The following is a 21696-nucleotide window of genomic DNA, read 5'->3' on the forward strand; positions in this document are numbered from 1 at the left end:
ACTCCCGCCTTCAGCCTGCGTAGCTTTCCTTGTAAGCCTTGATGGCCGCCAGGCGTTCGCGCTTGAGCGCTTCGCCAAGCTCCGCCCCCTTGTATCCCTTCTCCAGCAGCGGCTGCACGGCGACCGCGCGCGCCGCCTGCGCCGCGCCGCGCAGGTAGTCAGCCTGCGGGTATTCGCGCAGTTCCAGTCCGTGGCGGCCGCGGGCGTCCATTTCGCTGGCGGAGATGAACTCTTCGAAGCGTTGCGGACGTCGATAGACGTCGAAGGACTGCAGCAGGTCAAGGATGGTGTTGGGCCGCAGTTCCAGCGCCCGGTGCGCGTGGGTGTGATATTCGCCGACCAGTTGCGCCAGCTCCTGGCAGTCGCGTGGCACCTTGAAACGCGCGTTGAGCGCCGCAATCAGCGGCAGACCGAGATGTTCATGGGCGTGGTGCTTCGGCCAGTCTTCCGGGGGTGTCTTTCCCTTGCCGACGTCATGCGCCAGGCAGGCCCAGCGTACGCTGAGCGGCTGATCGTGCTCGGCGCACTGGCGCAGCACGGCCAATACATGCTCGCCGGCATCCACTTCCGGATGGTGCTGCGGAGGCTGCGGGACACCGAACAGCGCGTCGACTTCCGGCATCAGGACGGTCAGCGCGCCGCAGTCGCGCAGGACCTGGATGAAGACGTCGGGGCGCGGCTCCATCAGGGCGCGGGAAATTTCCTTCCAGCTGCGTTCCGCGGTGAGTGCTTCCAGTTCACCGGATTCCGATAGCTCGCGCATCAGCGCCTGGGTTTCCGGTGCCACGGAAAAGCCCAGCGGCGCATAGCGCGCCGCGAAGCGCGCGACCCGCAGTACCCGTAGCGGATCTTCGGCGAAGGCGGGGGAAACGTGGCGCAGTAGCCGCGCCTGGAGGTCGTGCTGGCCGCCATAGGGGTCTATGACCCGGCCATGTGTGTCTTCCGCCATCGCGTTGATGGTCAGGTCGCGGCGGATCAGGTCTTCTTCGAGGGTGACGTCCGGGCTGGCGTAGAAGGTGAAGCCGCCATAGCCACGCCCGCTTTTCCGCTCGGTTCGTGCCAGGGCGTACTCCTCGCCGCTCTGTGGGTGGATGAATACCGGAAAGTCGGCACCGACCGGACGGTAGCCCTGGGCGAGCATGTCGTCGGCGCTGGCTCCCACCACCACCCAGTCGGTATCGCTGAACGGGCGGTTGAGCAGGCGATCGCGCACTGCGCCGCCGACCTTGTAGATCTGCATGAAACTCTCTCCTGTCATGGGGATAGCTTCAGGCTTTGCGGCGAGAGGGGCAAGGGTGGCGGACCGCAGGAATGTGTGTGGGAGCACCAGCCGGAACCGACGTCGGTTGCAGGATGGGTATCGTGAAGCGATACCCATCAACACGGTTGCTCGATGATTGATGAGTATTGCTCCACGCCACCCTGCATCTCTGCCCTGGGCGGTTGTTCCAGGCGGGGCGTTAGAGAGCGGCGGCAGGAACCTGTCGCAGCAGTGCATCGATGGCACCTTGTAGCAGGGCGGCGCTGGAGTGGGCGGGGCTCAGGCCGGTGCTGACGGTGCCTTCCCAGAGCGTCTGGTCCTGGACGTCGGTGAGCCGCAGGCGCAGCGTGCCGGTTTCGTCGCGCAAGCGGTGGATGGCGAGGTACGGCCCCAGCGGGTCCGGTGGCGGCGCGTCGACCTTGAACTCCAGCGGCGCATCACGCAGCGCCAGCCAGTAATAGACGCGGATCTGCGGTGTGGCGCTTTCCCGGTAGCCGTGTTCGATCAGGCCCTGGCGCACCTGTGCGTTGATCAGCGGGTAGCGGTTGCGATAGGGCAGGGCGTCGATGGCGTTTTCCGGCGGCATCAGTTGGAAGTCGCGCAGCGCCTCCAGACGCGCATCGGCCGGATGGGATACCTGGGCCTGCGGCGTATGGGTGGTGCAGGTCGCGACAGCGAGGCAGAGAAGGAGGATGGCGAACAGGCGCATGGCGATCTCCGTGGGGAGTCTCGCCATGCTGGAATTCGCCGCTCGCACCGGTCAACCGATCAAATGGGTGGGATGATCAGGTCGAGCCGTGGGTAGCCTTCCTCGCTGTCGCGTTCACCCTTTGGGGGCATGTGGAAGGTGTTGACCAGGTTTTCCCCCTGCAGGGTTTCCAGGTGGATGTCGAAGCCCCACAGGCGATGCAGGTGCTTGAGCACGTCGTCGGTGGATTCGCCCAGCGGTTTGCGGTCATGTTGCTGGTGGCGCAGGGTCAGCGAGCGGTCGCCGCGGCGGTCGACGTCCCAGATCTGGATGTTCGGCTCGCGGTTGCCGAGGTTGTACTGCGCCGCCAGGGTTTCGCGGATCTTGCGGTATCCGTCGTCGTCATGGATGGCATCGACCAGCATGTCGTCCTTCTGGTCGTCGTCGAGGATGCTGAACAACTTGAACTCGCGGATCACCTTGGGTGAAAGGAACTGCAGGATGAAGCTTTCGTCCTTGAAGCTCTTCATGGCGAATTTGAGCGTGGCCAGCCAGTCGCTGCCGGCGATATCCGGGAACCAGCGCCTGTCTTCCTCTGTGGGAGTCTCGCAGATCCGGCGGATGTCGCGGTACATGGCGAAGCCCAGCGCATAGGGGTTGATGCCGCTGTAGTAGGGGCTGTCGAAGCCTGGCTGGTAGATCACGCTGGTGTGGTACTGGAGGAACTCCATCATGAAGCCGTCGCTGACCAGCCCTTCGTCGTAGAGGTCGTTGATCAGCGTGTAGTGCCAGAAAGTTGCCCAACCTTCGTTCATTACCTGGGTCTGGCGCTGCGGGTAGAAGTACTGCGCGACCTTGCGCACAATGCGCACGACTTCGCGCTGCCAGGGTTCTAGCAGCGGGGCGTTCTTCTCGATGAAGTACAGGATATTTTCCTGGGGCTCGCTGGGATAGCGGGCCAGGCCCTGTTCCTTGTCCTTTCCGGCGGCCTTGGGGATGGTCCGCCAGAGGTCGTTGACCTGGCGCTGGATCTGCTCTTCCCGCTCCTTCTGGCGTTGCCGCTCCTCCTCGGCGGAGATCGGATAGGGCCGCTTGTAGCGGTCCACGCCATAGTTCATCAGGGCGTGGCAGGAGTCCAGCAGGTCTTCCACGGCGTCGATGCCGTAACGTTCCTCGCACTTGCTGATGTAGGACTTGGCGAACACCAGGTAGTCGATGATCGAGGTGGCGTCGGTCCAGGTGCGGAACAGGTAGTTGCCCTTGAAGAAGCTGTTATGCCCGTAGCAGGCGTGGGCGATGACCAGTGCCTGCATGCACTGGGTGTTCTCTTCCATCAGGTAGGCGATGCACGGATCGGAGTTGATCACGATCTCGTACGCCAGCCCCATCTGCCCGCGTTTGTAGTTCTTTTCCGTGCTGAGGAAGTGTTTGCCATAAGACCAGTGGTTATATCCGATGGGCATGCCGACCGAAGCGTAGGCATCCATCATCTGCTCGGCGGTGATCACTTCGATCTGGTTGGGGTAGGTGTCCAGCGCGTAGCGCTCGGCGAGCCGACTGATCTCGCGGTCGTACTGCTGGATCAGCTCGAAGGTCCACTCCGAGCCGGTGGCAATCGGCTGGCGCTTGCTCATGCGACGAGCCTCCTCTGGAACAGCTCGCGGAAGACCGGATAGATGTCCGAGGACGAGACGATCTGCTGCTGGGCGAAGCTGTCCTCGAAGGTTTCGCGGATCTTCTCGTACTCGAACCATAGCGCCTGGTGCTCGCGCGGGGTGATCTCGACGTAGGTGTAGTACTGCACGAACGGCATGATCTGCTTCATCAGGATATCGCGGCAGACTGGCGAGTCGTCGTTCCAGTTGTCGCCGTCGGATGCCTGGGCGGCGTAGATGTTCCACTCGTTGGTGGGGTAGCGCTCGCTCATGACTTCCTGCATCAGCTTGAGCGCGCTGGAGACGATGGTGCCGCCAGTTTCGCGGGAGTAGAAGAATTCTTCCTCATCCACCTCGCGGGCGCTGGTGTGGTGGCGGATGAACACGACTTCGATCTTCTCGTAGTTCCGCTTGAGGAACAGGTAGAGAAGGATGAAGAAGCGCTTGGCGATGTCCTTGGTGGCCTGGGTCATCGAGCCGGAAACGTCCATCAGGCAGAACATCACGGCCTTGGACGTCGGGTTGGGTTGTTTGACCAGCAGGTTGTATTTGAGGTCGAAGGTGTCGAGGAAGGGCACCTTGTCGATGCGCGCGCGCATGGCGGCGATCTTCTGCTCCAGCTCCTGAATATCGCCGAGGTTGTCCGGCTCCTCGCGCTTGAGGCGATCCAGCTCCGTCAGCGCGGCGCGCAGCTTGCCGCGGGTGGAGCCGGAAAGTGCGATGCGTCGTGCATGGGCCGAGCGCAGCGTGCGGACGATGTTGATGCGCGAGGGGTTGCCTTCGTTGCTGATGCCGGCGCGCACGGTCTTGAAGGTGTCACTGCCGGTGAGGTGGCGCTTGACCAGGTTGGGCAGCTCCAGGTCCTCGAACATGAAGTCGAGGAACTCTTCCTGGGTGATCTGGAAGACGAAGTCGTCCATCCCGTCGCCCTGGTTGCTGGCCTTGCCGGCGCCACGACCGCCGCCACCTCCCTGGGGGCGCGGGATATGTTCGCCAGTGGTGAATTCCTTGTTGCCGGGATGAACGACGGTCTGCTTGCCGCCGCGCCCGTGGTGCAACACCGGTTCGTCGATATCGCGACCGGGAATGCTGATCTGCTCGCCATGTTCCATATCGGTGATGGAGCGGCGGCTGACGGCCTCTTCGACGGCCTTCTTGATGTGCTCACGGTAGCGCCGCAGGAAACGCTGGCGGTTCACCGTGCTCTTGTTCTTGCCGTTCAGACGCCGGTCGATGACGTAGCTCATGAATGCTCCTCAGGGCCTGCTGCGCAGCGGCGGAACCGCTACGGACCCGAAAGCGACCGGCGCGGCGGTTTCCGCCGCGCCGATGGCAGACTACTGCGACTTGCGAACCCGCAGATACCATTCCGACAGCAGGCGTACCTGCTTCTCGGTATAGCCGCGCTCGACCATGCGTTTGACGAAGTCGTTGTGCTTCTGCTGATCCTCCTTGCTCGCCTTGGCGTTGAAGCTGATGACCGGCAGCAGGTCCTCGGTGTTGGAGAACATTTTCTTCTCGATCACCACCCGCAGCTTCTCGTACGACAGCCAACTCGGGTTCTTGCCGTTGTTGCCGGCCCGGGCACGCAGCACGAAGTTGACGATTTCGTTGCGGAAATCCTTCGGATTGCTGATGCCGGCGGGTTTCTCGATCTTCTCCAGTTCCTCGTTGAGGGCCGCGCGATTGAGTATTTCTCCGGTTTCCGGGTCGCGGTATTCCTGGTCCTGGATCCAGAAGTCGGCGTATAGAACGTAGCGGTCGAAGATGTTCTGCCCGTACTCGCTGTAGGACTCCAGATATGCAGTCTGGATCTCCTTGCCGATGAACTCGACATAGCGCGGCGCCAGGTACTCCTTCAGGAAGCGCAGGTAGCGCTCGCGGGTTTCCGGCGGGAACTGTTCCTGCTCGATCTGTTGCTCCAGCACGTAGAGCAGGTGGACCGGGTTGGCTGCCACTTCGTGAGGGTCGAAGTTGAATACCTTCGACAGGATCTTGAAGGCAAAACGAGTGGAAAGTCCGGCCATGCCTTCGTCGACTCCCGCGGCGTCGCGATATTCCTGGATCGACTTGGCCTTGGGGTCGGTGTCCTTGAGGTTCTCGCCGTCGTAGACGCGCATCTTCGAGTAGATATTGGAGTTTTCCGGCTCCTTCAGGCGCGAGAGCACGGAGAACTGCGAGAGCATCTTCAGGGTGTCCGGCGCGCAGTGGGCGTGCGCCAGGGAGCTGTTGATGAGCAGTTTGTCGTAGATCTTGATCTCATCGGAGACGCGCAGGCAGTACGGCACCTTGACGATGTAGATACGGTCGATGAACGCCTCGTTGTTCTTGTTGTTGCGGAAGCTGTGCCACTCCGATTCGTTGGAGTGGGCGAGGATGATGCCGCTGTAGGGCAGGGAACCCAGGCCCTCGGTACTGTTGTAGTTGCCTTCCTGGGTGGCGGTGAGCAAGGGGTGCAGGACCTTGATCGGCGCCTTGAACATCTCGACGAATTCCATCAGGCCCTGGTTGGCCCGGCACAGCGCACCCGAGTAGCTATAGGCGTCTGCGTCGTTCTGCGGGTATTCCTCCAGCTTGCGGATATCCACCTTGCCGACCAGGGCGGAAATGTCCTGGTTGTTCTCGTCGCCCGGTTCGGTCTTGGCGATTGCGATCTGATTGAGGATCGACGGGTGCAGCTTGACCACGCGGAACTGGCTGATGTCGCCGCCGAACTCGTTGAGCCGTTTGGTCGCCCACGGCGACATCACCGAGCGCAGGTAGCGCCGGGGAATGCCGTAGTCTTCCTCGAGGATGGCACCGTCTTCGTCCGGGTTGAACAGCCCCAGGGGGGACTCGAATACCGGCGAGCCCTTGATGGCATAGAAAGGTATGCGTTCCATCAATTGCTTGAGCTTTTCGGCAAGGGACGATTTGCCGCCGCCCACCGGGCCCAGCAGGTAAAGGATCTGCTTCTTCTCTTCCAGGCCCTGGGCGGCATGGCGGAAGAAGGCGACTATCTGGTCGATGCACTCTTCCATGCCGTGGAAGTCGGCAAAGGCCGGGTATTGGCGAATCACCTTGTTGGAGAAGATTCGCGACAGGCGGGAATCGACGGACGTGTCGAGTAATTCGGGCTCACCGATGGCCATCAGCATCCGTTCGGCGGCGGTGGCGTAGGCGGTCTTGTCCTGCTTGCAGAGATCCAGGTACTCCTGCAGGGAGTATTCCTCTTGGCGGGTCGCTTCGAAGCGTTCCTGGAAGTGACTGAAAATGCTCATGACGTCTCCTCGCTCGATGCATGGAGCCGGCGCGGGATCGGTCGTGTGCGGGTGCGGTCGGGCCGCCAGTGAAGCCGGCGAGAATCCCCCAGAACTCCAACGGAACCTGGCCATAGCCCTGATCCGCCCCAAATGGTCACTGCCGATTACCCGGAAGCCGGTGTGCCGGCTCTCCCTGTTTTGGATGGCCTGAGGGAAAGGATAGTTCGTTATCCGGCCTGTAAAGGGCGAAAGCGCGAGAAGTTACAGATTTTTTGAAGGGGCGATTCCATCCCCTTTGCAGGGCCGTTCAGTCAGCGCCGCCAGCGCTGGTATCCGCGGGATAGACGCTGCGCCACAGCTCGAAGCCGCCATCGAGGCTGTAGACTTCGGAGAAGCCCTGCTGGACGAAATAGGCCGCCGCGCTCTGGCTGGAGTTGCCGTGATAGCAGACCACGACCAGCGGAGCGTCCATGTCTGCCTCGCGGATGAAATCGGCCACCGAGTAGTTGTCGATATGGCGGGAGCCAGTGATGTGGCCAATGGCAAAGCTCTGCGGGTCGCGGATGTCGACTACCTGGGCGCCACCTTCGCGCAGTTGCTGGGCCAGGTCGGGGGCGATGCGCTTGAATTCGCTCATGCGGGGTTACCTCGGGTTTCTTCGGACGCGCAACTGCATGTGATGCGCTCCAGGGTGTCGATGTTCATCAGCGTCATGCTGCCGCCCCAAACGCAACCGGTGTCCAGGGCGAAGAGGCCGGGGACATCGCACTGGCCTTCCAGCGCCGCCCAGTGTCCAAAGACGATCCTGCGCCCGGCGGCCTTGCGCTCGGGGTAGCTGAACCAGGGTGCGTAGCCGGGCGGCGCGGTATCCAGACCTTCCTTGGACTTCAGGTCGAGCCTGCCGTCCGGCGTGCAGAAGCGCATGCGCGTGAAGTAATTGGTGATCACCCGCAGGCGCTCGATGCCGTGCAGCTTCTTGTCCCACTTGGCCGGCTCGTTGCCATACATGCCATCGAGGAACAGCGGCAACTGGGTGTCATCGCGCAGGGCCTTCTCAACCTCGGCGGCGCGCAGCAGGGCCTTCTCGATGGACCATTGCGGCGGGATGCCGGCATGCACCAGGGTGACGTCGCGCTCGGCATCATGGTGGACCAGCGGCATCCGCCTCAGCCATTCGACCAACTGTGCGCCGTCCGGCGCTTCGATGATCTCACGCAGCGTGTCGTTCTTCTTCAGGCGCTCGGCGTTATATGCCACCGCGATCAGGTGCAGGTCGTGGTTGCCCAGCACACAGACCAGCGAATTGCGGATGGCGTACAGGTAGCGCAGCGTTTCGAGCGATGCCGGCCCGCGGTTGACCAGGTCGCCCACCAGCCACAGCGTGTCCTGCGCCGGGTCGAACTTCACCTGTGCGAGCAGGCATTTCAGCGGCTCCAGGCAGCCTTGCAGATCACCGACGGCGTAGGTAGCCATCAGTGCAGCGCTCCCGGAACGGCCAGGCGGAACACCGGAATTTTGGCGTCGAAATGGTGGCCATCGGCGGCGATCATCTCGTAGCTGCCGTGCATGCTGCCCACCTTCGTGGCGAGCACGGTGCCGCTGGTGTAGGTATGGCTGGCACCCGGCTCGATCAGCGGCTTCTCGCCGACGACACCGGCGCCGCGCACTTCCTGTACGTGGCCGTCGCCATCGGTGATGACCCAGTGGCGGGTTAGCAGCTTGGCGGCCTGCTCGCCCTGATTGTGGATGGTCACGGTGTAAGCGAAGACATAGCGCTGCTGCTCGGGCTGCGACTGCTCCGGCAGATGGCGAGTGGTGACGCTGACGGTTACGTTGTAGCGCGGGTCGCTCATGCGGAGGGTCCTTGCGCGGTATCGGCGGATATCTCGGACAGGCGGTTCGCCAGGCGCACGAAGTCGGCAACATTCAGTTGCTCCGGGCGCAGGGTCGGGTCGACGCCTGCCGCCTCGATGTCCTCGACGCTCATCAGGGCGCGCAGGGTGTTGCGCAGGGTCTTGCGGCGCTGGTTGAAGGCTTCGCGGACGATGCGCTCCAGCACTCGGTGGTCCTTGGCCGGATAGGGCAGTTCGCTATAGGGCACCAGGCGGACGATCGCCGATTCGACTTTGGGCGGCGGATTGAACGCGCCGGGGCCGACGGTGAACAGGTAATCCACCCGGCAGAAATACTGCACCATGATCGACAGGCGGCCCCAGTCGCCATTGCCCGGCTCGGCGGCCAGACGCTCGACCACTTCCTTCTGCAGCATGAAGTGCATGTCCTGAATGATCGGCGCATGGTCCAGCAGATGGAAGATCAGCGGTGTGGAGATGTTGTAGGGCAGGTTGCCGACCACGCGGAGCTTATCGTCCTCAGCGCCGACCAGGCTTGCGAAGTCGAACTTCAGGGCGTCGCCCTGGTGCAGGCTGAAGTTGGGCTTGAGGCCGAAGCGCCATTTCAGTTGCGGGATCAGGTCGAGGTCCAGCTCGATCACGTCGAGCTTCGCGCCGCTGTCCACCAGGCCCTCGGTCAGGGCACCCTGGCCCGGGCCGATTTCCAGCACGTGCTGGCCCTCCTTGGGGGCGATGGAGCGCAGGATGCGGTGAATCACCCCGGCATCGTGCAGGAAGTTCTGGCCGAAGCGTTTGCGGGCGCGGTGTTGGAAAGGTTCGGACATCGATGGCTCCGGAGGAGCAGCTGGGAGCGCTAGGCTGCGAGCTGGAGGCGAAAAACCATCAGTTTACCAGCCCTGTGCGGCCAGCACGAAACGCTGGCCGAACGGAATGCCCGGGTCAGCGCCCGGCCTCGGCCATCTGGTAGGCGGTTTCCAGTGCGACCTGCAGGCTTCCGCTGTCGATCCGGCCGGTTCCGGCGAGGTCCAGCGCGGTGCCGTGGTCCACCGAAGTGCGGATGATCGGCAGGCCCAGCGTCACGTTCACTGCCGCGCCGAAACCCTTGTACTTGAGCACCGGAAGGCCCTGGTCGTGGTACATGGCAAGGACCGCATCGCAGTGCTCCAGATGCTTGGGGGTGAACAGGGTATCGGCCGGCAGCGGGCCTATCAGTTGCATGCCCTCCGTGCGCAGGCGCTCCAGCGTCGGCTCGATGACATCGATTTCCTCGTGGCCGAGGTGCCCGCCCTCGCCGGCATGGGGGTTCAGGCCGCAGACCAGAATGCGCGGATTGGCTATGCCGAACTTGTCGCGAAGGTCGGCGTGGAGGATGCGGGTGACCCGTTCGAGGCGTTCCGGGGTGATGGCATCGGCGATCTGCCGCAGCGGCAGATGAGTGGTCACCAGGGCAACGCGCAAACCACGGGTGGCCAGCATCATCACCACCTGGGCGGTGGCGGTCAGGTCGGCGAGGAATTCGGTGTGGCCGGAGAAGGCGATGCCGGACTCATTGATGACGCCCTTGTGCACCGGCGCAGTGATCATGCCGGCGAAGTGCCCATCAATGCAGCCCTGGCCGGCACGTGTCAGGGTTTCCAGCACGTAGGCGGCATTGCCGGGGTTCAGCTTGCCGGGCTCCACCGGCGCGGCCAGCGGGGTGTCCCACACGTACAGCGAACCGGCTGCGGCCGGCTGGTTGGGCCATGTGCCCGGGCCGACTTTCTGCAGCGTGATGTCCAGTCCCAACTGGGTGGCGCGTTCGGCCAGCAGCGCGTGGCTGGCGATCGCCACCAGCGGATAGGGCTGCGCTTCCCGCGAGAGCAGAAGGCACAGGTCGGGGCCGATGCCGGCGGGTTCGCCGGGGGTCAGGGCAAAGAGGCGTGGGCTGTTCATCTGGCACTCTCGAATCGTTGGCCGTTCGGGCCGGGAAGACGGATGGGACTACTCTACGACGAAGCGTTCGACGGGCAAAAAGAAACCCGGCCTGGGCCGGGTTTCCTTGTAGCGACGGGCGCGGCTTACAGCTTGATCTCGACGTAGGCTTCGTCGCGGATCTGGCGCAGCCAGGCTTGCAGCTCTTCATCGTATTTGCGTGCGCGAAGGGTCTGGGCGGCCTGTTGCTCGCGGAACTTGTCGCTGCTGTCCGTGGCGCGGCGACCCAGAACTTCCAGGACATGCCAGCCGAACGGCGAGCGGAACGGCTTGGTGACCTGGCCCTGCGGCGCGTTGTTCATCACTTCGCGGAATTCCGGTACCAGCGACTCCGGATCGACCCAGTTCAGGTCGCCGCCGTTGAGTTTGGAGCCCGGATCTTCGGAGTATTTCTTCGCCAGTTCGCCGAAGCTCTCGCCAGCCTGAATGCGCTCGTAGAGCTTCTGGGCCAGGCGCTGGGTTTCTTCTTCGCTGCGAATTTCACTGGGCTTGAGCAGGATGTGGCGGACGTGCACTTCGTCACGCAGCATCTTGCTGCCGCCGCGCTTTTCTTCCAGCTTGAGGATGATGTAGCCACCCGGCGTACGGACTGGCTCGGTGACATCGCCCACGGCCAGAGTGCCGATCATGCTGTCGAACGGCGAGGGCAATTGGGCTGCCTTGCGCCAGCCGATTTCGCCGCCTTCCAGGGCGTTGTCGCCCGCCGAGCGGGAAACCGCCAGTTGGCCGAAATCCGCACCCTGCTTGAGCTGCTGGTACAGCTCGGTAGCCTGACGGCCAGCGGCCTGCACGGTTTCGGGCGAAGCGCCATCGGGAACCGGAATCAGGATATTGGCCAGGCGATACTCTTCGGAGAGCTGGATCTTGCCCATGTCGGACGCCAGGAAGTTCTGCACTTCCTGCTCGCTGACCTGGATACGCTCGGCCACACGGCGTTGGCGTACGCGGCTGATGATCATCTCGCGGCGTACCTGCTCGCGGGCGTCGTCGTAGGACAGGCCGTCATGAGCGAGGGCTGCGCGGAACTGATCCAGGCTCATGTTGTTGCGCTGGGCGATGGTGCCCATGGCCTGGTTCAGCTCCTCATCGGTGATGCGGATGCCGGAACGGTCGCCGATCTGCAGCTGGATGTTCTCGATGATCAGGCGCTCGAGCACCTGCTGGGTGAGGACATGTTCCGGCGGCAGTGGGGCGCCACGCTTCTGGATGGTCTGGCGAACTTCACGCAGGCGCTGGTCCAGCTGGCTCTGCATCACCACGTCGTTATCGACGATGGCGACCACGCGATCCAGCGGAACCACTTCGGCCTGTACGACGGAACTTGCCAACAGCGCGCCCAGCATCAGCGGGCGCAGGGCCTTACATAGCATTGTCTTCACGTTGACGATAACCCTGGATACCTTGGTCGAGGAAGCCTTCCACCTGGTTGCCAACCACGCCGCCAAGGCCTTTCAAGATGATTTGCAGGAAGACGCCACGGTCGGACTTGGACGTCGAAGTGATGTACTCTTCGTCGTCGTAGTCGACCCAGTAGCGGTTGATTACGCGCAGTTTCCAGCAGCAACTGTCGTACTCGAAGCCACCGAAGGCCTCCAGCGTACGGCTGTTGTTGTAGTCGAACTGCCAGCGGCCGATGGCGGCCCACTGCGGCAGTACCGGCCAGATGAACGAGAAGTCGTGCTGTTCGATCTTGTACTCGTCGCTGCCGTACTCGAACTGCCCGGTATTCGGGTTGAAACGCTTGCTGTCCGCACGATAGCGGTAGCCGGCGTTGAGCACCTTGCGAGGATCGGCTTCCGGCTGATAGTGGAACATCAGGTTGCCGTTGTCGGTGTGGTGCGTGTTGGGGTTCCAGTTGTAGTCGGAGCTGACGAACCAGTCGTGGTCGAAGCGGTACACGCCGGTCAGCGCGTACGGCGAGCGCCAGGTATCGGCGTCCGGGTTCTTCGCACCGCTGGCGCGCAGATCGTCCTCGGTCAGGCCGGGCAACTGCACACGGCGATCGCTGAAGTAGTAGATCTGCCCGCCGGCAATGTAGGCGCGCTCGAAACCGTCGTCCTCGATGAAGCGCGAGCCCAGGCCAAGGGATAGCTGGTTGGCGTCGCCGATGCGGTCCTTGCCGGTGAAGCGGTTCTCACGCCACAGCGAGTCGTAGCTGAAGGTGAACTCGCCGGTGTCGAAGGTCGGCAGGTTGTTCTGATTCTCGTACGGGACGTAAAGGTACATCGCACGCGGTTCGAGAGTCTGGCGGAACTTGGTGCCGGCGAACGTGGTGTCGCGGTCGAAGTACAGGCCGCCGTCCAGCTTGGCCAGGCCAAGCGAGCGGTCCGGACTGGTCTCGTAGTTGATGTAGCTCGGCAGCGTGGCCTTGCCCTTGCCGTCGAGGTCCAGATCGTACTTGGTGTACATCGCCTTGACGGTGGGCTTGAGGAAGCCCCAGCTGCGCGACATCGGCAGGCTCACGCCCGGCTCGAAGTGCGCGCGGTCGCCGGTTGCACGGGCGAGACCGGCGATGTTGGTGTCCGGGCGCGCGTACAGGGTCGGGTCGGTGTCGTTGCGGCGATAGAAGCCTTCGTCCAGGTCGCGGTCGAAGCGCACCAGTTCCGAGCCGTAGGTGAAGTCGAGGCCGCCCGGGTTGAACGGCAGCTTGCCATCGAGGGTGAGCTGCGGCAGGCGATCGTATGGCGTCACGTCGGTCACGGTCGCCAGTTGATAGGCTTGCGCGTTCAGACGGGCTGTATAGCTGTCGCCGCGGTAAGTCAGGATGCCCTGCTGGTTCACGTAGGTCGGCGCGCCGATGCCCAGCGAGGTGTCCAGGTCCTGGAAGTAGTACGGGTCGCTGATGCGGGTGTAGTCCACCTGCGCCAGCAAGCGGGAATCCAGGCCGCTGACGTTCTTCCAGCCATACAGCCAACGGGTATCGGTGTACTGTGGGAAGTCCTTGCGGTCGTCGTTCTTGTCGTTCAGGTAGGCCGCGTTGAACTGGCCTTCGCTGCTGTGGGTCAGGTAGCGGAACTCGCCTTCCATCAGCAGGCCGCGCTTGACCATGTAGTGCGGATACAACGTGGCGTCGTAGTTCGGCGCCAGGTTGAAGTAGTACGGCGTGGTCAGCGTGAAGCCGGTGTCGGAGGACGACGCGAACGACGGCGGCAGGAAGCCGGACTGGCGGCGGTCGTCGATCGGGAAGTAGATGTAGGGGGTGTAGAAGACGGGAATGTCCTTCACCCGCAGGGTCGCGTTGGTCGCGGTGCCGAAACCGGTGGCCGGGTTCAGCTTGATGTTGTTGCCCTTGACGTACCAGGCGTTGCTGCTGGGCTCGCAGCGGGTGTAGGTGCCGTCCTTGAGCTGGATGATCGCGTCTTCCTGGCGCTTGGCGTACAGCGCGCTGCCGCGTACCTGCGCCTGGTGCATGACATATTCGGCGTTGTCGATCTTCGCTTCGCCGTTGTCCAGTTGTAGCTCGGCGTGATCGCCGACGATCAGGGCGCCGTTGTCGCGCAGCTTGACGTTGCCGACCAGCTCGCCACGGTTCTCGGCCTGGTGCAGGTTGGCCTCGTCGGCCTCCACCTGCATGCTGCCCTGGCGCAGGACCACGTTACCCGCGAGGGTGGCGATCTGCTTTTCCTGCTCGTAGCGGGACACTTTCGCCGAGACGTAGGTGGGTGCCTCGTCGTTCGGCGTCTTGTCGTTCATGCCCGGGCGGATCGGCTCGATGTAGGCGCCGTCGCAATACGGGCCGATCTCCGCGAGCTGAGCCGAGGTCAGTTTGTCGCGGGGAATCCAGTCGAGGTGGCTGTAGTCGTTGCTACGCGACTTCAGGCCGCGGCCGCCGGACTGAGTGACCAGTTGCTTGGGCTCTTCCTCCGCTGAGGCGGATGTGCTGCCGGACTTCTGGCCGCTGGCGGACACGGTGCTGCCGCCGGCGCTCACGGAGGTGGCGCCGTGCTGCGGACGCGGGATCTTGCTGCTGCTGTCCTGTGCCGAGCAATCCCAGGAGCCGGAGGCCGTGGGTTGGCAGGCGAATTGCTGACCGGGTGCCGCGGTCACGGACGCGAGCGGCTGGATCGCCAACAGGCTACCGGTCACCAGCAAGGGGAATTTTCTACGGAACACGGGGAAATTCACTGCCATCTTGTTAATCCGGGCTTCCTGCGAGCCATCGGCCCGGTGCGGGCCGCACGCCTCTCGATGGGCTCAAAAAGATGCTGGATAATAAAGCATGACCCGCGCAACGGCTAGGGCCGTGGAGAACCCCAGAAGATGACACAGGATGCCCGATACCAGCAGATGATCCGCTGGTTGGACTTGAGTTTGCCCGCAGTGTTCACCGCCGAAGGCTGGGGCGAGGTGCCCGAGGCCGGCCTGACGCCGGCCAGCAGCGATGCCAGTTTCCGCCGTTATTTCCGCTGGCAGGGCGATGGCCGCAGCCTGATCGTGATGGATGCGCCGCCGCCGCAGGAAGACTGCCGGCCCTTCGTCAAGGTTGCCGGCCTGCTGGCAGAGGCGGGCGTGCATGTGCCGAAGATTCTTGCTGAGGATACCGAGCAGGGCTTCCTGCTGCTCGACGATCTCGGGCGCCAGACCTACCTGGATGTGCTCAACCAGCAGAACGCAGAGGAACTGTTCGAAGATGCCCTCGACGCGCTGATTGCCTTCCAGCAGGTGGACGTCGCCGAGCGGCTGCCGGCCTACGACGAAGCCCTGCTGCGCCGCGAGCTGCAACTGTTCCCCGACTGGTATCTGCAACGCCATCTGGGCGTGACCCTGGAAGGCGAGCGGCTCGCGGCCTGGGAGCGCACCTGCGACCTGCTGGTGCGCAGCGCCCTGGAGCAACCACGGGTGCTGGTGCATCGCGACTACATGCCGCGCAACCTGATGCTCAGCGAGCCGAACCCCGGGGTACTCGATTTCCAGGACGCGGTCTACGGGCCGGTCACCTATGACGTTACCTGTCTATATAAGGATGCCTTCCTCAGTTGGCCGGAACCGCGCGTTCACGACGGCCTTTCGCGCTACTGGCGCAAGGCGCAAGCTGCCGGCATCCCGTTGCCCGATCGGTTCGAGGACTTCCTGCGCGCCAGCGACCTGATGGGCGCGCAACGCCACCTCAAGGTGATCGGCATCTTCGCGCGCATCTGCCACCGCGATGGCAAACCACGTTACCTGGGCGACGTCCCGCGATTCTTCCGCTATCTGGAAAACGTCATTGCCCGCCGCCCGGAACTGGCTGACCTCGCCGGGTTGCTGGCCAGCCTGCCCAACGACGAGACTCACCCCGCATGAAAGCCATGATTCTCGCAGCGGGCAAGGGCGAGCGCCTGCGTCCGTTGACCCTGCATACGCCCAAGCCGCTCGTGTGCGCGGGCGGTGTGCCGTTGATCGAGTACCAGTTGCAGGCGCTGCGGCGCGCGGGGTTTGACCAACTGGTGATCAACCATGCCTGGCTGGGCCAGCAGATCGAGGATCATCTCGGTGACGGCGCGCGGCTTGGTGTCAGCATTCGTTACTCGCCCGAAGGCGAGCCGCTGGAAACTGGCGGCGGCATCTTCCGTGCGCTGCCGTTGCTGGGCGATGCTCCCTTCGTGATCGCCAACGGCGATATCTGGACCGACTTCGACTACGCCGAGCTGCACGGCGCGCTGGCCGGAGGCGATCTTGCCCACCTGGTGCTGGTGGACAACCCCGGCCACCACGCGCGGGGGGACTTCCACCTGAGCGGTGGCCGGGTAGAGGACTACCGCGAGGGTGAGCCGAGTCTCACCTATAGTGGCATCGCGATCCTGCATCCGGCGTTGTTCGACGGCTGCGAGCCAACTGCCTTCAAGCTGGCGCCGCTGCTGCGCCAGGCGATGGCGGACGGTCGTGTCAGTGGCGTGCATCATCGTGGGCGCTGGATCGATGTCGGCACCCACGAGCGTCTGGCGGAAGTCGAGCGCCAGTTGGCGGGTGCCTGAGGTGTTCTGGCCGGGCACTCTGGTGGGTGTCGTCGCTGGCTGGGCGCTGGCGAGCATTCCCGGTGCGATGCTGGGCGCGGTGCTCGGCCAGGTGCTGGACCGGCGCCTGCCGGTGCGGTCCTGGCGCGGCCTGCTGGAGCAGTTGCGCGGCGGGCCGCGTGTCGATGACCGCGAGCTGCTGTTCCTGCTGCTCGGGCGCCTGGCCAAGAGCCGTGGCCGGGTGATGGACGCGCATATCCAGCAGGCGCGGGCGGAAATGCTCCGCCTGCGCCTCGATGACGCCGCTCGCCGCCAGGCGATCGACGCCTTCGGGCGTGGCAAGAGCGGTGGCGAATTGCTGGACATCGGCCTGCGCCAGCGGCGCGGCCAGGACGCCACGGCCGAAGGCTTGCTGCAGGCCTGCTGGCGGATGGCCTGGGCGGCCGGGGCGCCAGCGGCCACCGAGAAGAGCCTGATCCTGCAATGGGGCGAGCTGCTGGGGGTGCCCAGGGCGCGAATCCTGGCGCTTGCAGCCGGTGCCGAACCGCCGCGCGCGCCTGTTACCCCCCGCGAGTCGTATACCCAGGCGCTGCGCCTGCTGGGCGTTGCAGCGGATGCGCAGCCGGAGGATATCAAGCGTGCTTATCGTCGCCTGATCAGTCTCAATCACCCCGACAAGCTGGAGGGGCTGGGCGCCAGCCCCGAGCGAATTGCCGCGGCCACCGAAAAGACCCGCGAGATCCAGGCTGCCTACCTGTTGGTGCGCGAGCGCCGTGGCTTCCGCTGATCAGGGGCGCTCGATGGGCTCCAGGTGCATCGACAGCCAGCCGCGCACGCGGCGGTAGAGCTGGTCCTGTTCGCTGGCGAGGTCGGCGGGCAGGGCCTTCATGCCTATCTGCACGTAGTTGGGCGACTTCTGCCGCTTGCTGGCCTGTAGCCGCAGGCGGGCCGCCTCGCGATCGGCCGGATTGTCCTTGTAGTAGAAGTCGCCAGTGGCGAGGTTGAGCAGTGGCACGCTGTCTTCCAGCGACGGCTGGAAGTCGCGGGGCATTTCCGCCGCCACCATCACCAGGTTCCTGATATCGGTAGGCGTGCGCTCGCCCAGGTAACGGCTGGCCCAATAGGCGCCGGTGCCGTGGCCCAGCAGGACGATGGTTTTTGGCTTGTGCTGTTCGGCCAGCTCGACGGCAGCCTGGATGCGCGCCAGCACGCGCTCTGCATGCGCCTTGCGCAGGGCGACCGGGTCGGTCGGTGTCGGCGGGGTTTCCTCGGGGCTGGCCTGGGCCGGTTCCGCGCTACCGGCTTCGGCGGTGCTCTCCGGCGTTGGCGTGGCGCTACCCGCGCTGCCGGTGACCTCAGGCTTGCTGGCACTGTCGGTGGCACTGGCATCAGTATCGGCGCTGGCCCTGTCGGGAGATTCCACTGGGCGCGGCACCGGTGCGGTGCTCTGCGGGTCGGGCAGGGTCATGCTCAGGGTCTGCCAGCCGGCGTCCGGCAGCTTGCGCCGCAGGGGGGCGATCGCTACCGGCCAGTCGGCGCTTTCGCCGTCACCAGGCACCAGGATCACCACGCCTTCGGCGTCTGCGCGGTTGGCCGGGAGCCAGAGGGCGAGGAAGCTTTCGTCGCCTGCCTGCAGCATCTGCCGCTCGTGTTCCGGCAACTGGCGCGATAGTCCCCAGGCTTCGTCCTGGCTGCGCTCGCTCACGTCCGGACGCAGCGCCGGCGCGGCCGCGGGCTTTTCCTCGGTGGCGGGTCTGGCGTCTTCAGCCAGCGCCGCCTGCAAGGGCGACAGCCCGAGCGTCAGGCACAGGGCAAGCAGGGTGGGGCGGGGCAAATGCGGCATCGGCGATATCCATCTGGTCGGCGGTCGCGAGTGCGGCCAGCCTAACGGCTGTTATCTGGTTTGTCAGGCATAGCCCGTGCCGGGTTCCAACGGGGTTGCTGTAAGGTATGCCGGCTGCTTCTTGGCTCGAATCCATCATCGGGGTGTTATCGGCATGCGTCGTCTGTTCTGCAAAGCCTGGCTGTTCTGGCTGTTCTGTCTACCGTTGGCGGCCGCGGCGCAGAGCATTCCGCCGTCGCTGGCGCTGGACGAGGCCCAGCGCGCCTGGCTTGCCGATCATCCGCAATTGCGCGTCGGCGCGGTGCTCGAGGCGCCCTACGTCCAGCAGGATCGCCGGCTCCAGCAACTGTCCGGGGCAAACGTCGAGCTGCTCGAATGGCTGGCCAGATCTATGGGTGTGACGCTGCAATGGCGCACATTCCCCGACCAGACCGCGTTGGAGCGGGCCGTGCGCGACGGCGAGGTAGACCTCGCGCCCGGAGTGACGCAGACGCCGTCCAGCCTTCGGCACTGGCTGTTCTCCGACCCTTACCTGCGGGTGCCGCGGCTGGTTGTGGGCGATCGCGGCGCCGGCTCGGTGGAGCTGGAGTCGCTCGGCGCCAGCGAGTCGGTGGCGGTGCGTGGGCCCGGCGCGGTGGTGGACTACCTGCGCGGCACCTATTCGGGGCTGGCGCTGCAAGTGGCCGACAGCGACCGCGAGGCTTTGCGCAAGGTCCTCGGCCAGGAGGCGAAGTTCGCGGTGATCGACGAGGCGCAACTCGCCCGGCTCACCCGTGAGTCCGAGTTCACCGGCCTCGTGGTGGTCGCCGACATCGGCTATCCGCAACTGCTGCGCGTGGCCACCCGGCACAACCTGCCGGAGCTGGCGTCGATCATCGATGTGGCGTTGCGTGCATTGCCGGCCAAGGACCTCGACCGGCTTCACGAGCGCTGGTTGCAGCCGAGCTATCCGCGTCTCGGCGAGTCCCCCGGTTTCTGGCAGAACCTCTGCATTCTGCTGGGCCTGTTGCTGGCCTTCGCGCTGGCAACGCTGCTCTGGCTTCGGCGCCAGCACAATGCCCTGGAGTCTCGCCTGCTCGCGGTGCGGCGCGATATCGAACTGCGCCAGGCCGCGGAAGAAGCGCTGCGGCTCACCCAGTTCGCCATCGACAGCAGCACGGTGGGTATCCTCTGGGTCAACTGGGACAGCCACGTGCGCTATGCCAACCGCGCCGCCGAGGAGATGCTGGGATACGCACCCGGCGCTGTAGTGGACCGCCCCCTGGCGGACTTCGAGCCTGGGCTGGACATGGACCGCTGGCTCAACCTCTGGCGCCGCGCGCGCAACAGCGACGAGGCGCCGCTGAATTTCGAGACGCAGTGCCTGTGCGCCGGCGGCCGCTGGCTGCCGGTGGATGTGTCGTTGAGCTTCCTGCGTTTCGGTGGCTCCGAATACCTGCTGGTGTTCCTCAGCGATGCCACCGAACGCCGTCGCGCACGCGCCGCGCTGGAAGAGAGCGAGGCTCGTCTGCAGGGCATCGCCGCCAACGTGCCGGGGCTGGTATTCCGCCTGGAGCCCAGCGCCCCGGACGACAATTCCGATTTCGCCTATATCAGCTTCATCACTGGCGGCAGCGAAACCGCCCTGGGATACACGCCCGGCTATCTGCGCGAGAGCGGGCTGGGCATCATGGGGCTGGTGCATCCGTCGGAGCGCGAAAGCTATCTCGCCAGCCAACTGCTGGCGGTGGAAAGCGGCAGCAACTGGCACTGGCAAGGGCGCATCCTGACCCGCGCCAGTGAGCCGCGCTGGGTCGACATCAAGGCTACTGTGCGACACTTGGAAGACGGTCGCCTGGCATGGGACGGCGTGGTCTGGGACATCACCGAGAACAAGCAGATCGAGCTGGAACTGGGTGAGTCGCGTGCGCAGCTGCGGGAGTTGTCCGCGCACCTTGAAAGCGTGCGGGAGGAGGAGAAGGCACGGATCGCCCGTGAGGTCCACGATGAGCTGGGGCAGGTATTGACGGTGCTCAAGCTGGAGACGTCGATGTGCGAGCTGGCCTATGGCGAGCTGGATGGCGGCCTGAGCGAACGGCTGGGCAACATGAAACGCCTGATCGCCCAGTTGTTTCAGTTGGTGCGTGATGTGGCCACGGCGTTGCGCCCGCCGATCCTCGACGCCGGTATCGGTTCGGCGGTGGAGTGGCAGGCTCGGCGCTTCGAGGCGCGCACGCAGATCCCTTGCCTGGTGCAGGTGCCGGAGAACCCGCCAGCGCTGGCGGATGCCAAGGCCATCGGCCTGTTCCGCATACTCCAGGAGGCGCTCACCAATGTCATGTGCCATGCCCAGGCGCATACTGTAGAACTGCAACTGAGCGTCGAGGGTGACGAGCTTTGCCTGCGCATCGGTGACGATGGCGTGGGTTTCGATCCGAGCGCCGCACGCCAGGGTGCGTCGTTCGGGCTGGTCGGTATGCGCGAGCGCGTGCTGATGCTCGGCGGGACGCTGCACATCGACAGCCAGCCGGGAGAGGGCACCACGCTGTGGGTGCGGATCCCTCTGGGCGAGGATAACGACAACCAAGAACGGGAGTAATGGCGGTGATTCGAGTGCTGGTGGCTGAAGACCATACGATCGTCCGCGAGGGCATCAAGCAATTGATCGGCATGGCCAAGGACCTGCAGGTAGTGGGCGAGGCCACCAACGGTGAGCAACTGCTCGAGACGCTGCGCCAGACGCCCTGCGAAGTGGTGCTGCTGGATATCTCGATGCCCGGTGTCAACGGGCTGGAAGCCATTCCGCGCATCCGCGCGCTGAGCAGTCCTCCGGCCATCCTGATGCTCTCGATGCACGACGAAGTGCAGATGGTCGCCCGCGCGTTGAAGGTCGGCGCCGCCGGCTACGCCACCAAGGACAGCGACCCGGCGTTGTTGCTCACGGCGATCCGCAAGGTCGCCAGCGGCGGCCGTTACATCGATCCGGATCTGGCCGACCGGATGGTCTTCGAGGTCGGCCTGACCGACGCCCGCCCGCCCCATGCCTTGTTGTCCGAACGCGAGTTCTCGGTGTTCGAGCGCCTGGTACATGGCGAAGGCGTCAACGAGATCGCCCAGCAACTGGCGGTCAGCAGCAAGACCATCAGCACCCACAAGGCGCGCCTGATGCAGAAGCTCGGCGCCAACTCGGTCGCTGACCTGGTGCGCTACGCGATGGAGCACAAGCTCGTCTGAGCCACTTTTCTCCATTCCACTGCAGGTTTTTTCGCCT

18 protein-coding genes are annotated in these 21696 nt (G+C 64.4%); 5 read left to right on the forward strand and 13 right to left on the reverse strand.

The window, feature by feature from the left end:
- Positions 1-10 precede the first annotated feature (10 nt).
- The 12 genes from OU419_RS02850 to OU419_RS02905 all read right to left on the reverse strand — a co-directional run bounded on the left by OU419_RS02850 (position 11) and on the right by OU419_RS02905 (position 14801).
- Positions 11-1240, reverse strand: a complete 1230-nt coding sequence (locus tag OU419_RS02850; RefSeq protein WP_254470185.1) for a multifunctional CCA addition/repair protein — start codon at positions 1238-1240, stop codon at positions 11-13.
- A gap of 220 nt (positions 1241-1460) precedes the next feature.
- Positions 1461-1970 (reverse strand): DUF4136 domain-containing protein, encoded by a 510-nt coding sequence (locus OU419_RS02855; protein WP_254470187.1) that lies wholly within the window; start codon positions 1968-1970, stop codon positions 1461-1463.
- A gap of 59 nt (positions 1971-2029) precedes the next feature.
- A complete protein-coding gene (locus OU419_RS02860; RefSeq protein ID WP_254470188.1) occupies positions 2030-3583 on the reverse strand; it encodes a SpoVR family protein in 1554 nt (517 codons plus the stop codon).
- Entirely contained in the window at positions 3580-4851 is a 1272-nt protein-coding gene (locus OU419_RS02865; protein ID WP_254470190.1) for a YeaH/YhbH family protein, read from the reverse strand. Before OU419_RS02865 ends, OU419_RS02860 begins: the two co-directional genes overlap by 4 nt.
- A 90-nt stretch (positions 4852-4941) precedes the next feature.
- Positions 4942-6864, reverse strand: a complete 1923-nt coding sequence (locus OU419_RS02870; RefSeq protein WP_254470192.1) for a PrkA family serine protein kinase — start codon at positions 6862-6864, stop codon at positions 4942-4944.
- 289 nt (positions 6865-7153) lie between these two features.
- Positions 7154-7483, reverse strand: a complete 330-nt coding sequence (gene glpE / locus OU419_RS02875) for a thiosulfate sulfurtransferase GlpE (protein ID WP_254470193.1) — start codon at positions 7481-7483, stop codon at positions 7154-7156.
- The gene (locus OU419_RS02880; RefSeq protein WP_254470194.1) at positions 7480-8319 is read right to left on the reverse strand and encodes a symmetrical bis(5'-nucleosyl)-tetraphosphatase; all 840 of its coding nucleotides are present in this window, start codon (positions 8317-8319) and stop codon (positions 7480-7482) included. The genes glpE and OU419_RS02880 overlap by 4 nt, the downstream gene beginning before the upstream one ends.
- On the reverse strand, positions 8319-8699 hold the full coding sequence (apaG, locus tag OU419_RS02885) for a Co2+/Mg2+ efflux protein ApaG (RefSeq protein ID WP_254470196.1): 381 nt from the start codon (positions 8697-8699) through the stop codon (positions 8319-8321). The genes OU419_RS02880 and apaG overlap by 1 nt, the downstream gene beginning before the upstream one ends.
- The gene (gene rsmA / locus OU419_RS02890) at positions 8696-9523 is read right to left on the reverse strand and encodes a 16S rRNA (adenine(1518)-N(6)/adenine(1519)-N(6))-dimethyltransferase RsmA (protein ID WP_254470197.1); all 828 of its coding nucleotides are present in this window, start codon (positions 9521-9523) and stop codon (positions 8696-8698) included. Before rsmA ends, apaG begins: the two co-directional genes overlap by 4 nt.
- 115 nt (positions 9524-9638) lie before the next feature.
- Entirely contained in the window at positions 9639-10631 is a 993-nt protein-coding gene (gene pdxA, locus OU419_RS02895) for a 4-hydroxythreonine-4-phosphate dehydrogenase PdxA (RefSeq protein WP_254470199.1), read from the reverse strand.
- Positions 10632-10756: 125 nt separating this feature from the next.
- The gene (locus OU419_RS02900) at positions 10757-12049 is read right to left on the reverse strand and encodes a peptidylprolyl isomerase (RefSeq protein ID WP_254470201.1); all 1293 of its coding nucleotides are present in this window, start codon (positions 12047-12049) and stop codon (positions 10757-10759) included.
- Positions 12030-14801, reverse strand: coding sequence for an LPS-assembly protein LptD (locus OU419_RS02905; protein ID WP_254470203.1), 2772 nt, complete (start codon positions 14799-14801; stop codon positions 12030-12032). Before OU419_RS02905 ends, OU419_RS02900 begins: the two co-directional genes overlap by 20 nt.
- A 129-nt stretch (positions 14802-14930) precedes the next feature.
- On the opposite strand from OU419_RS02905, the gene OU419_RS02910 reads away from it, so the two are divergent.
- The 3 genes from OU419_RS02910 to OU419_RS02920 are packed head-to-tail and all read left to right on the forward strand — an operon-like array spanning position 14931 to position 17390.
- The gene (locus OU419_RS02910) at positions 14931-15953 is read left to right on the forward strand and encodes an aminoglycoside phosphotransferase family protein (RefSeq protein WP_254470204.1); all 1023 of its coding nucleotides are present in this window, start codon (positions 14931-14933) and stop codon (positions 15951-15953) included.
- Positions 15950-16624 carry an N-acetylmuramate alpha-1-phosphate uridylyltransferase MurU gene (gene murU / locus OU419_RS02915; RefSeq protein WP_254470206.1) on the forward strand — a complete coding sequence of 225 codons (675 nt, stop codon included), beginning with the start codon at positions 15950-15952 and terminating at the stop codon, positions 16622-16624. The genes OU419_RS02910 and murU overlap by 4 nt, the downstream gene beginning before the upstream one ends.
- A gap of 1 nt (position 16625) precedes the next feature.
- Positions 16626-17390, forward strand: a complete 765-nt coding sequence (locus OU419_RS02920) for a DnaJ domain-containing protein (RefSeq protein ID WP_254470362.1) — start codon at positions 16626-16628, stop codon at positions 17388-17390.
- Here the strand turns inward: OU419_RS02920 and OU419_RS02925 are convergent, their stop codons facing one another.
- A complete protein-coding gene (locus tag OU419_RS02925; protein ID WP_254470208.1) occupies positions 17391-18446 on the reverse strand; it encodes an alpha/beta hydrolase family protein in 1056 nt (351 codons plus the stop codon).
- A 154-nt stretch (positions 18447-18600) separates the two neighbouring features.
- Here OU419_RS02925 and OU419_RS02930 point away from each other — a divergent pair, with 154 nt between their 5' ends.
- Both OU419_RS02930 and OU419_RS02935 read left to right on the forward strand, forming a co-directional pair.
- Positions 18601-21024: a PAS domain-containing sensor histidine kinase gene (locus tag OU419_RS02930; protein WP_254470210.1), complete on the forward strand. Its 2424-nt coding sequence runs from the start codon at positions 18601-18603 to the stop codon at positions 21022-21024.
- Positions 21024-21659, forward strand: coding sequence for a response regulator (locus OU419_RS02935; protein WP_254470211.1), 636 nt, complete (start codon positions 21024-21026; stop codon positions 21657-21659). The genes OU419_RS02930 and OU419_RS02935 overlap by 1 nt, the downstream gene beginning before the upstream one ends.
- Positions 21660-21696 lie beyond the last annotated feature (37 nt).

It is taken from the genome of Pseudomonas triclosanedens (genome assembly GCF_026686735.1).
Lineage (GTDB): Bacteria > Pseudomonadota > Gammaproteobacteria > Pseudomonadales > Pseudomonadaceae > Pseudomonas > Pseudomonas triclosanedens.

Excerpts from the sequence above, each read along its gene's own strand:
- OU419_RS02870 (WP_254470192.1), bottom strand. The coding sequence starts at position 6,864 with ATGAGCATTTTCAGTCACTTCCAGGAACGCTTCGAAGCGACCCGCCAA.
- pdxA (WP_254470199.1), bottom strand. The coding sequence starts at position 10,631 with ATGAACAGCCCACGCCTCTTTGCCCTGACCCCCGGCGAACCCGCCGGC.
- apaG (WP_254470196.1), bottom strand. The coding sequence starts at position 8,699 with ATGAGCGACCCGCGCTACAACGTAACCGTCAGCGTCACCACTCGCCAT.
- OU419_RS02910 (WP_254470204.1), top strand. The coding sequence starts at position 14,931 with ATGACACAGGATGCCCGATACCAGCAGATGATCCGCTGGTTGGACTTG.
- glpE (WP_254470193.1), bottom strand. The coding sequence starts at position 7,483 with ATGAGCGAATTCAAGCGCATCGCCCCCGACCTGGCCCAGCAACTGCGC.
- rsmA (WP_254470197.1), bottom strand. The coding sequence starts at position 9,523 with ATGTCCGAACCTTTCCAACACCGCGCCCGCAAACGCTTCGGCCAGAAC.
- OU419_RS02905 (WP_254470203.1), bottom strand. The coding sequence starts at position 14,801 with ATGGCAGTGAATTTCCCCGTGTTCCGTAGAAAATTCCCCTTGCTGGTG.
- OU419_RS02880 (WP_254470194.1), bottom strand. The coding sequence starts at position 8,319 with ATGGCTACCTACGCCGTCGGTGATCTGCAAGGCTGCCTGGAGCCGCTG.
- OU419_RS02865 (WP_254470190.1), bottom strand. The coding sequence starts at position 4,851 with ATGAGCTACGTCATCGACCGGCGTCTGAACGGCAAGAACAAGAGCACG.
- murU (WP_254470206.1), top strand. The coding sequence starts at position 15,950 with ATGAAAGCCATGATTCTCGCAGCGGGCAAGGGCGAGCGCCTGCGTCCG.
- OU419_RS02860 (WP_254470188.1), bottom strand. The coding sequence starts at position 3,583 with ATGAGCAAGCGCCAGCCGATTGCCACCGGCTCGGAGTGGACCTTCGAG.
- OU419_RS02855 (WP_254470187.1), bottom strand. The coding sequence starts at position 1,970 with ATGCGCCTGTTCGCCATCCTCCTTCTCTGCCTCGCTGTCGCGACCTGC.
- OU419_RS02930 (WP_254470210.1), top strand. The coding sequence starts at position 18,601 with ATGCGTCGTCTGTTCTGCAAAGCCTGGCTGTTCTGGCTGTTCTGTCTA.
- OU419_RS02935 (WP_254470211.1), top strand. The coding sequence starts at position 21,024 with ATGGCGGTGATTCGAGTGCTGGTGGCTGAAGACCATACGATCGTCCGC.
- OU419_RS02850 (WP_254470185.1), bottom strand. The coding sequence starts at position 1,240 with ATGCAGATCTACAAGGTCGGCGGCGCAGTGCGCGATCGCCTGCTCAAC.
- OU419_RS02925 (WP_254470208.1), bottom strand. The coding sequence starts at position 18,446 with ATGCCGCATTTGCCCCGCCCCACCCTGCTTGCCCTGTGCCTGACGCTC.